Below are 14,797 nucleotides of genomic sequence, written 5' to 3' on the forward strand. Positions count from 1 at the left end.
GAAAGTACCCAACGTGGCATCGGCGGATGAAACGGGAAATCCCGTTCGCGTAAGCGTGGCGTAAGCCAAGACGAATAAAACCGTCCTTGTTTTTAGAAGTTGGAAGCTCCAACTTCAGCGGATCTTGTTGGGGTACTTCACTCCTTTTGCTTAGCATTTTTGCGCCCTCTAGAATGCTGTCGCTTCAGCAATCCGCCCAAACCTAGGGCTGTGGCTGAACCCAAAATAGTCGAGAGGTTCGTAAGTTCTGTGAATTAAGCGTTTGTAGCAGCGATGCGAGAGTTTATGGCACGCTTCGTGCCTACTCTACTACAAATCCTGTTCGGGTAAAAATTCAGGGGATAATATCTCAGCTAGGGTATAAGGACAAGTTTCCGGAAATGAGGATAATCCAGTTTCTTTTTCGGCGCTAAGAGTAGCGAGGGGGTAGGTTTTTTCGAGGGCATTATCGAGACTGGATTTGAGACTGGGGTTTTCTTGGAATAGCTTCTCTAAGCGAAGACGTTGCTCTTTAATGGTTAATTGCCAACTACGAGAGCGCAGATTAGGCTGAAATTGCCATTTGAGTAAATGCATAACTAATAGTTCTAATCGGCTTTCGAGTTGTCGCTTTTCAGCACGTCCCATATCTTCTATTTCTTCAGCAATGTTTTGCCAGTCTATTTGATTGAGTCTTCCAGTTCTTAGTAGGTTTGCTTGTTCTTGCGTCCAAGCATAAAAGTCATTTTCGTAAAACATTGAAGTCATGGCTTATCTTGCTTGATTGATTGCCTGTTAATTTATAATATATTAAGCCGCAAAAACATTTGGTCTCCCCCGTGCAAAAAAAGCTCTCGCATCCCCTGGTCTCCCCCGTGCAAAAAAAGCTCTCGCATCCTCTGGCTTCCCCCTTCTTAAGGGGGACGGGAGGGGGATCTATAAGGGGGACGGAAGGAGGACGGAAGGGGGATATAATAGGGGGACGGAAGGGGGAGCTATTGGGGGACTTTAACGGTAGCAGGGTGTGTTAATACAGCCGTTGTATAGCGCTTTACCAGCGTGTGAGGTACACCTAAATGTAGGGGTAATGTAGGGGCGCAAAGCTTGCGCCCTTAACGATGTATCGGATCAAACCTGAAATTGCTATATCTGTAAAACCCGCCCCGACAAAACAATCTACCCTTTAACACCACTCCCACTATCATTAGGTACGATATACCGTTGCATGAGGATAAAAAATAGCAGAACCGGGGTAATAGAAATAACTGAACCGGCGGCAATTAAACGCCAATCTAGGGAAAATGTTCCGGCTAACTTAGCAACACCTAACGGTAAGGTATAATATTCGGGTCGATCGAGAACAATGAGGGGCCAGAGAAAGTCACTCCATGAGCCAATAAAGACAAAGATAGCCAAAGTAACTAACGCCGGACGAACGGCTGGAATCATCACATGCCACCACAATCCTAACTCCGAACAGCCATCCATACGGGCGGCTTCTTCGAGTTCTTTAGGAACCCCTTGAAAGGCTTGGCGTAATAAGAAAATTCCAAAGGCTGAGGCTAAACTGGGAAAAATGATACCTAAATAACTATTCCGCAAGCCAAGCTGCACCATCAAGATGTAGAGGGGAATCATCACGATTTGGAAGGGAATCATGATGGTGGAAACAATAATCGCGAAAATGATATCTCGTCCCCGAAAATTAAGACGGGCTAAGGGATAAGCAGCGAGGGAACAAAAGAGGAGATTGAAGGTAACGGTGAGAATGGCAACAATGAGACTATTCCAGAGATATTGAGCAAAGGGATTGGCTTGCCAGATTTTAATATAATTCTCAATCGTTGGCTGAGTAGGGAACAGTTGAGGCGGAAAGCCAAAAATATTCTCTGTGGAAGACTTCAACGATGTGCTAATTAACCAGAAAAGGGGAAACAGCATCGCCAACGCGATCGCACTTAAGAGAATATACGTCCAAAACCTTTGCCAAATCTGCTTTCCCGACTTTTTACTCATCGCATTTTCTCGTTCTGTAGTGAGGGAACCTTAGCCCTCTAAACCATCATAGTTAACCCTGTTTCCGTACAAACCCCATTTAAAGGTTGATCCCACCCATCAATCGGGAGTTGAGGTAAGAAAGCAAAATCAAAGACAATTCCGATAGTCGGCTTCGATATCCATTCCGCCGCACTCAGCAAGCGATCATAAAATCCGCCCCCATAGCCTAAACGATAGCCTCGGCGATCGCACGCTACCGCTGGCACTAAGATTAAATCCACGTCATTAGGCTCTAAGGTGGGGGAATTTGCATCGGGTTCAAAAATGCCATAAGCACCCGCTTTTAGGGCTTCTCCGCACTTCCAGCTATGCCAGAGGAGAGATTTACCGACACATCGAGGGAATCCCCAACAGTATTGGGTATCGGTAAACAGAGGATTCAGATCCGGTTCTTGGCGAAAACTAAAATAAGCTAGGATAGTTTTTGCCTGAGTGAATAGGGGTGAAGACTGAAGCTTGGTACAGACGCGATCGCTCTTTTCTCGCCAGTCATCCTTTGTCATGGCTTGTCGCTGTTTCAGCAGTCGCTGACGTAATTGTTTTTTGTCATTCGTCATTTGTCATTTGTCATGGAATAGGGAAATGTAGAGGAATGGCACTGATTTAAGATAGGGCGGGTTTTGTGGTTCATTTATTTCTGAATAGCTGACTTTAGTTCCTAAACCCGCCCCTACAATTGATTTGCTGTAAGCTTGCCAAGCTAACTCTAGGGTTGCCATTTCACTCCAAAAATCATTGGTATTTCGCAATGCTAATAATCGTGAGGCGCATTCATCCCGGCTGATGACACTGCACGCCCAGGTTACCAGATTTTCAAAGTTTGCCGATTCTCCTGTGGGGTAACTCCAACGTGTTCCAAATTTAGCTATTTCCCCATTGGGATAGTACCAGCGAGAGGCGACTTTTGCCGTTTGTCCATTGGGATACTTCCAAATCGCGCCGAATTTCGCCGTTTGTCCGTTGGGATAATTCCAATTGTCACCGATTTTCGCCCGTTGTCCATTTGGGTATTCAATAATTGCCCTTCCCCAGGTATTTGCTAATCCACAGGCGAATTGTTGCTGAGTCTCTACTAATCGCACCAGATTGCTATTTCCTTGAGACATTCGCGCCAGTCGCGTCATAATCGTCAGATCGAGACATTCCTGGGTAGCGGTTGGGGGTGGGATAACTTCCACCGCCGAAGGTTGAGCGGTATTACAGTATTGCGCTTCTAGAGTCGCCAGGTTTGCGTCGTCTAAGCCTTGCTGAATAGCGAGACGGCGTACCTGACGAATTTGGCTGCATTGAGTAGGCGTGGCGTCAGCGCGATCGCCCCTTGTGCCAAGAGCCAGTAGGGACGACAGTAATAGTACCACACGAATCGCCAGTTTCATAAAATACCAATAACCCTAATCCTAAATAATCTCTATATTTGAATTTTAAAGGAGCAGGGGTTTCAAAAAGCTATCCGTAATAGAAACTTTACCCACTATTTTCCTTTAATGCTATCATAGTTCTCCACGAACCATTGATAGGTTAATTCTAAACCTTGCTTCAAGGAGATTTTAGGCTGCCAACCAGCGGCATTAATTTTCGATGTATCCAAAAGTTTACGCGGTGTACCATCGGGTTTAGAGGAATCGAATTTTAACTCACCCTCGTAACCAATCACTGCTTTAATTAACAGCGCCAATTCTTTGATAGAAACCTCTTCCCCTGTACCGACATTAACGAATTGGATTTCGTTATAGTGATCCATCAGAAAAACTAAAGCATCAGCTAAGTCATCGACATATAAAAACTCCCGCAGTGGCGAACCCGTGCCCCAAATTTCCACAGCCTCAGCCTTGTTAATTTTAGCTTCATGGGTTTTTCGCAACAGGGCGGGGAGAACGTGGGAATTGGCTAAATCGAAATTATCATTTGGACCATAGAGATTTGTGGGCATAGCAGAGATAAAATTCACGCCATACTGCCGACAATAATTCTCGCAAAGTTTCAGTCCGGCAATTTTCGCGATCGCGTAGGGTTCATTCGTCGATTCAAGATACCCCGTAAGTAGGTGTTCTTCCTTCATCGGCTGGGGACATAATTTAGGATAGATACAAGATGAGCCGAGAAACAGCAATTTTTTTACACCGAACAAATAAGCGCTATGAATAACATTAGACTCAATCATTAAGTTCTCATAGAGAAACTCAGCGCGGTAGGTGTTGTTGGCATTAATCCCTCCCACTTTTGCCGCCGCGATAAAAACGTAATCTGGGCGTTCAGCGGCAAAGAAATCCTCTACGGCTTGCTGTCGTCTTAAGTCCAACTCTTGACTATTTTTCAGGATAAGATTGGTATAACCCTTGTCGCGTAAGGATCTGACAATGGCACTACCCACCAAGCCGCGATGACCTGCTACGTAAATTTTTGAGTCGTTGTTCATGATAATATTAGATACATGAAAACACTGAATAAACGGTAATTTAAGGGCGGATATTAGGGTTAGATTATTGTTTACAGTCTCCTGTAAATCACTCGCGCCCGCCCTTACGAATGCGTACCTTTTTAATTTCGCTCAATCAATAGGTGCGTGAGCTGGGGAATGTTCGTAAGTATTTTCCTTATGTTTTTCAAACAGTTTTGCCCCTTCACCGTTAGACGATGACTGTCCGTAAGTTCGCAAATCGGCTTCTACCATTAATGCGACTAACTGTTCAAAGGATAAAGACGGTTGCCAACCCAGCTTTTGCTTTGCTTTTGCCGGATCACCAATCAGTAACTCCACTTCCGCTGGGCGCAGATAGCGGGGGTCAAACTCCACATAGTCTTGCCAATCTAAATTTACACAGTTAAAAGCAATATCCAGAAATTCGCGAATCGAGTGAGTTTCACCTGTGGCGACGACGTAATCGTCGGGTTCCTCTTGTTGCAGCATCAGCCACATAGCTTTAACATAATCTTTGGCATAGCCCCAATCTCGCTTCGCATCTAGATTTCCTAGATAGATTTTTTTCTGCTGTCCAGTCACAATTCGCGAGATCGCACGAGTAATCTTACGGGTGACAAATGTTTCTCCCCGACGCGGCGATTCGTGATTAAACAAGATACCATTGCAGGCAAAAATCCCATAGGATTCGCGATAATTCACTGTTTGCCAATGGGAATAAACTTTGGCACAAGCATAAGGGCTGCGGGGATAAAATGGGGTAGTTTCCTTTTGGGGAACTTCCTGGACTTTGCCAAACATTTCCGACGAACCCGCCTGATAGAAGCGCACATCAATACCCGTGCGATTGCGATAATCCCGAATGGCTTCCAACAGGCGCAGCGTTCCCATTCCCACGGCATCAACTGTATATTCCGGACAGTCAAAACTAACACGAACATGGGATTGAGCGCCCAAATTATAAATTTCTGTAGGCTTGACTTCCTCTAGAATGCGGCGCAAGGTGACGCCATCCGTCAAGTCCCCGTAGTGTAGAAATAATCGGGCATTCTGATTGTGCGGATCAACGTAGATATGGTCAATGCGATCGGTGTTAAATGTGGAAGTTCGCCGGACAATTCCATGAACTTCGTAGCCTTTCTCCAGTAATAACTCACTCAAGTAAGAACCGTCTTGACCGGTTATACCTGTAATCAGCGCTTGTTTGGGTTGCGTCATCCTTAAATCGTCCTGTGATGCGTATGGGCAACAGTGGCAGTAGGTGCTTGCCAGAAACGTGTTAATATCCCGACCCGGTTTTGGGATATAGGAAATTATTCCTTACATTACCTTAAAATTTCTGGCATTGATCGACTTTTTATTTAATGTATTATCTGTCTAGCCTAGCATGGGAGTCTGATTTGCCGCCGTCGTTACGTCCGGCTGTTGGTTCATTCGGCGTACTTCGGGCAATGGTCATTGTCGAGTTTGAGCCGAGAGGTTTAATTTGAGATTAATCCTCCCATGCTCTCCTAAGCTTAACTTGTCAGTAAGCCCCATTATTCTTTGGAGAAATTATCACGCCAATTGTTTTCACAATTAACCATAAGTCCAGCCAAAAATTGCAGTAATTGACGTAATAAACATCGATTTGTACTCGACGTTTATAGGGAATATCATTCCGTCCTGAGACTTGCCATAGTCCGGTAATTCCTGGTCTAATTGTCAAAATTTTATCGATGTGACGCCCGTACTTATGCAGTTCCTCCGGGACTAATGGTCGAGGACCCACTACACTCATATCTCCTTTCAAAACGTTCCAAAATTGCGGAAACTCATCCAAGCTCGTATAGCGCAAGACTTTGCCAATTAAGGTTATTCTGGGGTCTTGCTTCAGCTTGAAATTCGCTTCAAACTCATAACGAATAGAGGTTGATTCCGTCATCATTTCTAGCAACATTTCATCCGCATTTTCCACCATGGTTCTGAATTTAATGCAGCTAAACGGTTTATAATCTTTACCGATTCGCTCCTGAACATAAAAAATAGGACCTGGTGAACTGATAGCGATTAGGATGGCTAAGAGCAGGTAAATCGGAAAAAACAACGTAAGAACCGATAGAGAAAATACGACATCGAACAGCCGCTTGGCAAAAATTCCGTCTAAGCGATATCGAGACAGACCTTTGGGTCTACTGCGTGGAGCGCGGGGCTGGACACCACGCTTCACGAACGCTCGCAACGTCTTGACGGAGATAAGTTGGCTTTGGGCAGTCATCTTACTCCTTCACTTCACACCACACGTCACGATCATAAAGCCAGAAGCGGTTAGCTAAGGCAATAGCGACCAGGAAACTGGAATTTATGACTCTTTCATCGTGACAGGTGGTCTCGATAGCAGCCATCCAGAAACGTCAAGTAGCGATCGCTAAAAACAGTTGGCGCAAATTGAGCTGCGTTTAATTGTATCTGTTCGGGACTAAAAGCAGTAGCTTGTGCTTCAAAGGCTTCCACCGCCTCCATCAAAGCCCTGGGACTTTGGTCTAGAAAAAACAGACCCGTACCCTTATCCGGATGTTTCCGGATATCCCGAACGGTTTCCAAGGCGCCACCAGCACCATAGGCGATGATTGGTGTACCACAAGCTTGAGCTTCCACTAGGGCAATGCCAAAATCTTCACAGGCAGCATAAACAAATGCCTTCGCCTGTGCCATATACTCCTCAACCACGCGATCGGCACAAAAGCCGAGCACTTGTACGTTGGGTTTAGCCAGATGGCGCAGCGCCTGCAATTGAGGTCCAGAGCCAATAACAACCAAAGGATATCCCAGTTGATTGAACGCCTCCACGATTAACGTCACTTGCTTGTAACTAACCAATCGAGAAACTGTCAAGTAAAAATCTGACTTTTGAGCCAAAAAAGGAAACCGTTCAATATGAACTGGAGGATAAATCACCTGTGCCTCTCGCCTGTAGCAGCGCCAGATCCGTCGTGCTGTATGGCGGGAGTTGGCAATAAAATAATCCACGCGGTTCGCTGAGATGACATCCCATTGACGCAACCGATGCAGCAGATACCGGGTAATTGACCCAGGTAATCCTCGTCCCATAGCACTGCTGTTGAGGTAGTCAAAGGTCAAATCCCAAGCGTAGCGCATGGGTGTATGGCAGTAGCAGATGTGTAGCTGTTGGGGACGGGTGAGAACACCTTTGGCAACAGCATGGGAGGAGGAGAGGATCACATCGTAATCCCGCAAGTCTAGCTGTTCAATGGCTAAGGGCAGCAGGGGTAAATATTTTTGCACCCCCTTGCTAGCCAAGGGAAAATGCTGTAAAAAGGTCGTGCCAATCCGGCGTCCAAACAAATAACTTTGGGGATTGGTTGATTCAAAATCAATCAAAGCATACAAATCAGCCTCAACGGACTTGAGGATTTCTTGAACCACCAGTTCAGAACCACCCGTTGCTTTGGGAGTCAGCCACTCATGCACCAAGGCGTACTTCAAGAATTGTTACCCCCCAATCCGTCGTTGCTTATCTTCATTCGTCTTATGTAAAGGTTTGAGAACTATTTACATCAGATTCATAAGTTATAAGTCATTCGTTTATGCCATTTGACTCAGCCAATCGAGAATTAAGGAATTAACCATCTCTGGCTTCTCATCGTGAGGACAATGACCCGCCTGCGGAATGGCAAAAAACTCCACATCTTTCTCCATCTGGCGCTGCTGCTGGTAAATCGCCGCCCCATTAATCGGTGTCCAAGGGTCATTTTCTCCCCACAGAACCAGTAGAGGACGTTTTAGCTTGGGTAATAATTCTCTCGGCGCAGGACCAGGAGGACCAGTCAATACCGAAGCAAACACCTGTTGGGCGCCCGGATCACAGGAGGGTTGGTATAGTAAATCGACTAATTCTTCTGTAATCGCTTGGGGATCACAGTAAACCTGACGCAGGGTGTTGCGAATCCGGTTTTTTTGGCGAATGCGGTTAAATAAAAATGGTCCAACGGTTTTAGAACTGACCAATTTGGTAAAGGTTCCCATGACCAGCCGTAAGGGTAAATTTAACTCATCGGGACGGTGATTTAACCCCCCGGCACAGTTAATTAAAACACCACCAACGGCGATATCCGGGTCTTGGGTAACAACCATTAAACTCAATAGCGCCCCAATGGAGTTGCCAATAAATACTGTTGGTTCTTTAATATGGACTTCCCAGAAGTCTTTGATCTGTTCGATCCATAACTCTAAGCTGTAGTCTAAGCCCGGTTTATCTGAACCACCGAATCCTAACAGGTCAATCGCAAATACCCGATACCCTGCATCCGCCAGCACCGGGATATTCTTTCGCCAATGTCCAATGGATGCACCAAATCCATGAATCAATAATAAGGGTTGACCTGTTCCCTTGACGGTGTATTGAATTGAGTGCCCTTGCCAAGTCCAAAGGTGTTTTTCTAGTGGGTTGTTCTGGATTAACGGTTCTGTAATCACGGCGCTTTGTGAAGTTTCTTTAAGTGATTTTGATCTATAATACCTCTAACTTCCACTATCCGGGAATATTTTCCTTAAGCTGAGCGAGATTTTCTGGACTTAAGGTAAGTTTTACTTCTATTTGTTGCTGCTTATCGCGCAATGTAATTACATAATTTTCCCCCTGATAGTCACTTTCCCACTGAGGATTAGTGATTTCTAGTTTTTGATAGATAACTTCCGGAATTCCCACCCGGATGACTAAATTTTTCTGAGATTGAGGATAAATATAAGCCTGAAGTTGCTGCGTGTCGAGTCCAAGTTTCCAGGGGGTTGTACTGCGTTCTTGATCCGTGTCTGGTTTTTGCCAGTAGAGTGTAATTCCACGAACTTGTGGATTTTGCAGTTTAAATTCTTCATCAAACCGCTGCCATTCCCAGTCAATTTTCTGGACATTTCCACTGGGAGGAATTATTCGCTGTCGCCATGAAACTTTTCGGTTATTCAGGGCTGTCCAAAATTTGCTGATTTTGGCGAGGTTCGCGCCATTTTCGGGATTGTCACTATTTTGTTGCCAAATAATTTGAGGTGTCATTTGTCATTTGTCAGGGAACAGGGAACTCTTAACAGGGAATGGAGAATCAGGAATCGGGAATAAACTATTCAGGCTCATCTAAATGTTCGGCAACGGATTGATACAAGTCGAGAACGTGCTGATCTTGAAGATGATAATAGACCTTTCGACCGCGTTTATGATACCGTACTAATCGCATGGTTCGCAGGGTGCGTAATTGATGGGAGACGGCGGATTCACTCATATCCAGCGCTGCGGCGATGTCACATACGCACAGTTCTGCGATCGCGAGTAGGGAGATGATCCTCAGCCGATTTGTATCCCCTAGGGAACTGAACAACTCTGCCATGCGTTGGGCTTTTTCTGTGTTCAGCATTTTAGGCTGCAATGAACCAATCCGCTGGCTTTCAACACAATGGGGCGGATGGCAATGAGGTGCGTCTGTGTCTGGATTAGCAGAAACGTTTGCCTCTTGCGCTGATAATTGGATTGGCATGTAGTTACTATCCCTTGGCAGTGGAACGGTCTGACTTTATGGTAGCGAACTCTGCGAACCCAGTTCAGGAAGATCAGCGAGATGGGGGAGTCGAGGCGGGTTTAGTCACACCGGTTCAAGCTAAAATGCAGCAAATGTTCATCTGTTTTCGATGTTAACTCTGTTAGGGAAGGAATATTATGGGTGACTTAGGACGCCTGTCTGTGGGAATTATTGGCGCTTCTGGCTATGGGGGCGTGCAATTGATACGCCTATTGATGGATCACCCAGGAGTGGAGGTGGTTTATTTGGGGGGAAGTAGTAGTGCGGGGAAGTCGTTTTCTGAACTCTATCCTCATCTGGGTCATTGTGTGAATTTGACCATAGAGGAGATTGATTTAGATAAAATAGCCAGCCGAACTCAAGTGGTGTTTCTCTCGTTACCCAATGGTTTAGCTTGTCAGATGGCGCCGACGTTGTTGGCGAAAGGCTGTAAGGTGATTGATCTTTCGGCTGACTATCGGTTTAAAAATTTGGATACCTATAAAACCTGGTATGGGGGAGAACGCAATGACCAGGAAACCGTGGCTACAGCGGTTTATGGCTTACCAGAATTGTACCGCGATCGCATCGCTGAGGCGAAACTTGTGGGTTGTCCAGGTTGTTATGTTACCACCAGCCTCTTGGCACTTGCACCGTTGCTCAAACAAGGGTTAATTCTGCCCGATACGGCGATTATTGATGCTAAATCGGGTACATCGGGGGCGGGGCGCACGGCGAAAACCAACCTCTTACTCGCTGAAGCAGATAGTTCTGTATCGCCTTATGGAGTCGCCCGTCATCGCCATACCCCGGAAATTGAGCAGATTTGTAGTAATTTAGCGGGTCATGAGGTGATGGTGCAGTTTACCCCCCATCTGATGCCGATGGTGCGCGGTCTTCTGGCTACAGTTTATGCTACCTTGCGTGACCCTGGACTGGTGCGAGAAGATTTGGCAACTATTTATAGCGCATTCTATCGCGCTTCTCCTTTTGTGCGAATATTGCCTAGTGGTACTTATCCTCAAACTAAGTGGGCGTGTGGGACGAATATGTGTTACATCAGCGTTGAAGTTGATCCGCGTACTGACCGGGTGATTGTTATGTCAGTTACTGATAACTTGATTAAAGGTCAAGCTGGTCAAGCGATTCAATGTTTGAATCTGATGATGGGTTGGCAAGAAACATTGGGATTACCTTCGTTGAGTTTTTATCCTTAGATGAGAAGCCGGGGTGCAAAGGTGCGGGGGCGGGTTTAGTCACTTATGGGAAGGAAATGATAGTCGTCAAACCCGCCCCTACACAATCAAAACTCCCCAAATCACCAATCTCCAGATAGAGGTTGGAGACAATTTTTTTTGCTAAAGTGGCGGACACGGAGAGTCCGAAAAATCAATCGCCCGCTAGGTCAGTAATCGCTCATAGAGGGTGTGATATTGGTTTCGTGAGGGTGCTAGGAAGCTTTAAGTCATTTTTTTTGCTTATATAGGGGGGTGTTTCAGATGTAGTCTGCTATGTCTTTGGGGAAAAAATTCTCCCCTTTCTGATTGGATTGAACCAGGCTTAGGTGCTTACCATGAAATTCCCGTTCCGTCAACGTTCGCAGTCATCTCCAGTAATTCCCCCTGAACCGGAAAAGGGTTTGGGTACATTTGGGGGTGTTTATACACCGTCACTCCTGACGATTCTGGGTGTAATCATGTACCTGCGATTCGGTTGGGTTGTGGGGAATGTGGGTTTATTGGGGACGCTGATGATTGTCACCCTGTCTACGGCGATTACGTTTATTACCTCACTCTCAATTTGTGCGATCGCAACTGATCGGGTGGTGAAGGCTGGGGGCGCGTATTTCATGATTAGTCGTTCTCTGGGGATTGAAACAGGCGGCGCGGTGGGGATTCCCCTTTACTTTGCCCAGGCGATATCTGTGGCGCTGTATACAATTGGTTTTGCTGAGAGTGTTGCGCTGACGTTTCCGGAATTAAATCAACGGCTGACAGCGATTGTGACAACTATCCTGGTGGCAATTCTGGCGATCGCCTCTGCCCAAATTGCGATTAAGGCACAATACTTTATTATGGCAGCGATCGCGCTGTCTTTAATTTGTTTGGTCTTTGGTCATCCCGTTGACCCGAATACTCAGATTGAACTGTGGGGGGCGAAGCCGCAAAACTCTGAACCCTTCTGGACTGTCTTTGCTGTCTTCTTTCCCGCCGTAACTGGGATTATGGCAGGGGTGAATATGTCGGGGGATTTACGCAACCCTAGCCGTTCCATTCCCATCGGTACCCTGGCGGCGGTGGGTACGGGTTATATCATTTATATGGCATTACCCGTGATTTTAGCGATGCGGGCGGATGCTCTCACCTTAATCGAAAACCCCTTAATTATGGAGAAAATGTCTCTGTGGGGTCCTTCGGTTTTACTAGGGGTTTGGGGGGCGACGCTATCGAGTGCCATTGGCAGTATTCTCGGTGCGCCCAGGGTGATGCAGGCGCTGGCGCGGGATGGCATTTTACCTCGGTGGCTGAAGTTTCTGGGGACAGGTTCCGGATCAGAAGATGAACCCCGTATTGCGACGGTGGTTACATTGGGCTTAGTTTTAGTCGCCGTCGCCGTGGGGGATCTTAACCTCATCGCCCCGGTTTTGAGTATGTTCTTTCTCACCACCTATTTGGTGTTGAATGTAGCAGCGGGGATTGAAACCTTTTTACGTAGCCCCTCCTTTCGCCCCTCCTTCCGGGTGCATTGGTTCATATCCCTGCTAGGGGCGATAGGCTGTTTATGGGTGATGTTCTTACTCAATGCCATAGCGACGTTCATGGCAGCGATTATTGTATTGAGTGTTTATATTTGGTTAGAACGGCGGGAATTAGAAAGTGCTTGGGGTGATGTGCGTCAGGGAATCTGGATGGCGCTGGTACGCACGGGAATTACTCGCCTGGATTATACCCCCGATACGAAAAACTGGCGTCCTCATATTCTGGTATTTTCTGGGGCGCCGACTCGTCGTTGGCATTTAGTTGAATTTGCGGCAAATTTAACCCACAAACGCAGCTTATTTACCGTCGCTAGTGTGATTCCTAGTGGTTCCCGTGATCCAGCCAAGCAATTGGAAATGGAAGCCACGATTCGGGAGTATTTAGAGAAGCGGGGGGTGCAAGGCTTAGCCCGTTTAATTTCCGCCCCTGATCCGTTTATTGGTGCAGAACGATTAGTGGAGGCGTATGGAATTGGTCCATTAGTTCCCAATACAATTCTGTTAGGCGATAGTGAAGAATCCACTCGTCGCGGTAGTTATTGCCAGATGATCGCCAACCTACACCAAGCCCGCCGCAATGTGGTGATATTAAGGGATGTAGAGGAACGGGGATTTGGTCGGCGTCAGCAGATTGATCTGTGGTGGGGCGGTTTACAGGCAAACGGTGGTTTAATGTTAATTTTGGCGTACCTGTTGCGGACGAGTCTGGAATGGCGCGGTGCGGAAATTAACCTCAAATTAGTCGTCGCTAATGCAGCCGCCGCCAAAGCGACGCGGACGAATTTGGAAGAGCTAACTCAACAACTACGGATTGGGGCGCGATCGCAAGTGCTGGAGGCGAAGGGACGCCCCTTTCCGGAAATCCTGCGCCGTTCTTCCCAAAGTGCGGATTTAGTGTTCTTGGGTATGGCGAAACCTATGGATGATTACACCAGTTATTACGAACGCTTGCAAGATTTGGCGACGGGATTACCGACAACGGTATTTGTTTTAGCAGAACCCGATTTTGCCTTCTCGGAAGTGTTACAGGAAGGCGTGTAGGGGTTTGGTGACCAAACCCCTACTGAAAACCAAGACGAGTAAGCCTTTCACCTCCATCCCCTAATCCCCATCCCCCCTAACCCCCCTTTGAAAGGGGGGAATGGGATTTAATACTCGCGAGAGGGGGCATAGTTGACAAAAAAGCAATTTAATGATACGTAACAGTTTAATGATAGATGGAGTGTCGGGTGTGGAGAAGAATTGCACCCCTATATAGGACTAAATTTTCTGGCGATCGCTTCCCTCTTGGGTCATTCCTCAACTCCAAACTCATCAACTTATATAACAGATATGACAACGGTACTGAATTTAGAGCCAATTACCACGCTGACACGGGAACAATTTTTTCAACTGTGTCAGGCGAATCCAGATGTACCGCTAGAACGTTCATCAACGGGAGAATTGATTATCGTGACACCTATCGGGGGTGAAGGTGGCAGACGTGAGGCAAATTTGATCATTAAGGTGGGGATTTGGAACGAACAAACTCAATTAGGTGTAGTGTTTAGTTCTCAAACTGTGTTTAGTTTACCTGGAGGGGGCGATCGCTCTCCGGATGTAGCTTGGGTAGAATTAAGCCGATGGCAAGGATTGACTCAGGAGGAACAGGAAGGATTTCCGCCAATTTGCCCGGATTTCGTGATCGAGTTGCGTTCTCGCACGGATAGATTAAAGCCACTCCAGAACAAAATGCTGGAGTATTTGGCGAGTGGATTGCGGTTAGGTTGGCTGATTAATCGTAAGGATCGGCAGGTGGAAATTTATCGCCAGGGACAAGAGGTGGAAGTGATAAGAATGCCTGTAGTGTTGTCGGGGGAGGATGTTTTGCCCGGATTCACATTAGAGGTGAAGTGAACCAGATTGTGGGCGCATGTAGGGGTTTGGTCACCAAACCCCTATTTGGTCACCAAACCCCTATTTGGTCACCAAACCCCTATTTGGTCACCAAACCCCTATTTGGTCACCAAACCCCTATTTGGTCACCAAACCCCTATT

General features: G+C 46.5%; 16 protein-coding genes and 1 pseudogene. 5 read left to right on the forward strand and 12 right to left on the reverse strand.

The window, feature by feature from the left end; genetic code table 11:
- Nucleotides 1-137: 137 nt before the first annotated feature.
- The 7 genes and pseudogenes from RLO19_RS20675 to gmd form a co-directional block, all read right to left on the reverse strand.
- A pseudogene (locus RLO19_RS20675) lies at nucleotides 138-230 on the reverse strand (PEP-CTERM sorting domain-containing protein); the annotation flags it as partial.
- Between the two features lie 79 nt (nucleotides 231-309).
- Nucleotides 310-747 (reverse strand): DUF29 domain-containing protein, encoded by a 438-nt coding sequence (locus tag RLO19_RS20680; protein WP_446359318.1) that lies wholly within the window; start codon nucleotides 745-747, stop codon nucleotides 310-312.
- A gap of 408 nt (nucleotides 748-1,155) precedes the next feature.
- Entirely contained in the window at nucleotides 1,156-1,995 is an 840-nt protein-coding gene (locus RLO19_RS20685; protein WP_446359319.1) for a carbohydrate ABC transporter permease, read from the reverse strand.
- Nucleotides 1,996-2,033: 38 nt separating this feature from the next.
- A complete protein-coding gene (locus RLO19_RS20690) occupies nucleotides 2,034-2,594 on the reverse strand; it encodes a 5-formyltetrahydrofolate cyclo-ligase (protein ID WP_446359320.1) in 561 nt (186 codons plus the stop codon).
- 3 nt (nucleotides 2,595-2,597) lie between these two features.
- Nucleotides 2,598-3,413, reverse strand: coding sequence for a hypothetical protein (locus tag RLO19_RS20695; RefSeq protein ID WP_446359321.1), 816 nt, complete (start codon nucleotides 3,411-3,413; stop codon nucleotides 2,598-2,600).
- 95 nt (nucleotides 3,414-3,508) lie between these two features.
- On the reverse strand, nucleotides 3,509-4,453 hold the full coding sequence (gene fcl / locus RLO19_RS20700) for a GDP-L-fucose synthase (RefSeq protein WP_446359322.1): 945 nt from the start codon (nucleotides 4,451-4,453) through the stop codon (nucleotides 3,509-3,511).
- Nucleotides 4,454-4,585: 132 nt separating this feature from the next.
- A complete protein-coding gene (gene gmd, locus RLO19_RS20705; protein WP_446359323.1) occupies nucleotides 4,586-5,674 on the reverse strand; it encodes a GDP-mannose 4,6-dehydratase in 1,089 nt (362 codons plus the stop codon).
- A 146-nt stretch (nucleotides 5,675-5,820) separates the two neighbouring features.
- Here gmd and RLO19_RS20710 point away from each other — a divergent pair, with 146 nt between their 5' ends.
- Nucleotides 5,821-5,946 carry a hypothetical protein gene (locus tag RLO19_RS20710; protein ID WP_446359324.1) on the forward strand — a complete coding sequence of 42 codons (126 nt, stop codon included), beginning with the start codon at nucleotides 5,821-5,823 and terminating at the stop codon, nucleotides 5,944-5,946.
- A gap of 35 nt (nucleotides 5,947-5,981) precedes the next feature.
- Here RLO19_RS20710 and RLO19_RS20715 read toward each other — a convergent pair whose 3' ends face one another.
- The 5 genes from RLO19_RS20715 to RLO19_RS20735 form a co-directional block, all read right to left on the reverse strand.
- Nucleotides 5,982-6,713 (reverse strand): sugar transferase, encoded by a 732-nt coding sequence (locus RLO19_RS20715; RefSeq protein ID WP_446359325.1) that lies wholly within the window; start codon nucleotides 6,711-6,713, stop codon nucleotides 5,982-5,984.
- A gap of 95 nt (nucleotides 6,714-6,808) precedes the next feature.
- On the reverse strand, nucleotides 6,809-7,942 hold the full coding sequence (locus RLO19_RS20720) for a glycosyltransferase (RefSeq protein WP_446359326.1): 1,134 nt from the start codon (nucleotides 7,940-7,942) through the stop codon (nucleotides 6,809-6,811).
- A gap of 99 nt (nucleotides 7,943-8,041) precedes the next feature.
- Nucleotides 8,042-8,932, reverse strand: coding sequence for an alpha/beta fold hydrolase (locus tag RLO19_RS20725; RefSeq protein ID WP_446359327.1), 891 nt, complete (start codon nucleotides 8,930-8,932; stop codon nucleotides 8,042-8,044).
- Nucleotides 8,933-8,987: 55 nt separating this feature from the next.
- Nucleotides 8,988-9,506: a hypothetical protein gene (locus RLO19_RS20730; protein WP_446359328.1), complete on the reverse strand. Its 519-nt coding sequence runs from the start codon at nucleotides 9,504-9,506 to the stop codon at nucleotides 8,988-8,990.
- Between the two features lie 64 nt (nucleotides 9,507-9,570).
- A complete protein-coding gene (locus tag RLO19_RS20735; protein WP_446359329.1) occupies nucleotides 9,571-9,981 on the reverse strand; it encodes an ArsR/SmtB family transcription factor in 411 nt (136 codons plus the stop codon).
- On the opposite strand from RLO19_RS20735, the gene RLO19_RS20740 reads away from it, so the two are divergent.
- From RLO19_RS20740 to RLO19_RS20755, 4 genes are all read left to right on the forward strand, one after another.
- Nucleotides 9,975-10,139, forward strand: a complete 165-nt coding sequence (locus RLO19_RS20740) for a hypothetical protein (RefSeq protein ID WP_446359330.1) — start codon at nucleotides 9,975-9,977, stop codon at nucleotides 10,137-10,139. The two genes, RLO19_RS20735 and RLO19_RS20740, sit on opposite strands and share 7 nt — an antisense overlap.
- A gap of 21 nt (nucleotides 10,140-10,160) precedes the next feature.
- Complete coding sequence (argC, locus tag RLO19_RS20745) at nucleotides 10,161-11,219, forward strand: N-acetyl-gamma-glutamyl-phosphate reductase (RefSeq protein ID WP_446359331.1); 1,059 nt, start codon at nucleotides 10,161-10,163, stop codon at nucleotides 11,217-11,219.
- A 356-nt stretch (nucleotides 11,220-11,575) separates the two neighbouring features.
- Entirely contained in the window at nucleotides 11,576-13,801 is a 2,226-nt protein-coding gene (locus RLO19_RS20750; RefSeq protein ID WP_446359332.1) for a Na-K-Cl cotransporter, read from the forward strand.
- Nucleotides 13,802-14,092: 291 nt separating this feature from the next.
- A complete protein-coding gene (locus RLO19_RS20755; RefSeq protein WP_446359333.1) occupies nucleotides 14,093-14,656 on the forward strand; it encodes a Uma2 family endonuclease in 564 nt (187 codons plus the stop codon).
- Nucleotides 14,657-14,797 lie beyond the last annotated feature (141 nt).

It is taken from the genome of Coleofasciculus sp. G2-EDA-02, assembly GCF_040226375.1.
In the GTDB taxonomy this organism is placed as follows: domain Bacteria; phylum Cyanobacteriota; class Cyanobacteriia; order Cyanobacteriales; family Coleofasciculaceae; genus Coleofasciculus.

Coding starts and splice junctions, on each gene's coding strand:
- RLO19_RS20735 (WP_446359329.1), bottom strand. CDS start 9,981: ATGCCAATCCAATTATCAGCGCAAGAGGCAAACGTTTCTGCTAATCCA.
- RLO19_RS20755 (WP_446359333.1), top strand. CDS start 14,093: ATGACAACGGTACTGAATTTAGAGCCAATTACCACGCTGACACGGGAA.
- RLO19_RS20730 (WP_446359328.1), bottom strand. CDS start 9,506: ATGACACCTCAAATTATTTGGCAACAAAATAGTGACAATCCCGAAAAT.
- RLO19_RS20695 (WP_446359321.1), bottom strand. CDS start 3,413: ATGAAACTGGCGATTCGTGTGGTACTATTACTGTCGTCCCTACTGGCT.
- RLO19_RS20690 (WP_446359320.1), bottom strand. CDS start 2,594: ATGACGAATGACAAAAAACAATTACGTCAGCGACTGCTGAAACAGCGA.
- RLO19_RS20750 (WP_446359332.1), top strand. CDS start 11,576: ATGAAATTCCCGTTCCGTCAACGTTCGCAGTCATCTCCAGTAATTCCC.
- argC (WP_446359331.1), top strand. CDS start 10,161: ATGGGTGACTTAGGACGCCTGTCTGTGGGAATTATTGGCGCTTCTGGC.
- RLO19_RS20715 (WP_446359325.1), bottom strand. CDS start 6,713: ATGACTGCCCAAAGCCAACTTATCTCCGTCAAGACGTTGCGAGCGTTC.
- fcl (WP_446359322.1), bottom strand. CDS start 4,453: ATGAACAACGACTCAAAAATTTACGTAGCAGGTCATCGCGGCTTGGTG.
- gmd (WP_446359323.1), bottom strand. CDS start 5,674: ATGACGCAACCCAAACAAGCGCTGATTACAGGTATAACCGGTCAAGAC.
- RLO19_RS20685 (WP_446359319.1), bottom strand. CDS start 1,995: ATGAGTAAAAAGTCGGGAAAGCAGATTTGGCAAAGGTTTTGGACGTAT.
- RLO19_RS20710 (WP_446359324.1), top strand. CDS start 5,821: ATGTATTATCTGTCTAGCCTAGCATGGGAGTCTGATTTGCCGCCGTCG.
- RLO19_RS20680 (WP_446359318.1), bottom strand. CDS start 747: ATGACTTCAATGTTTTACGAAAATGACTTTTATGCTTGGACGCAAGAA.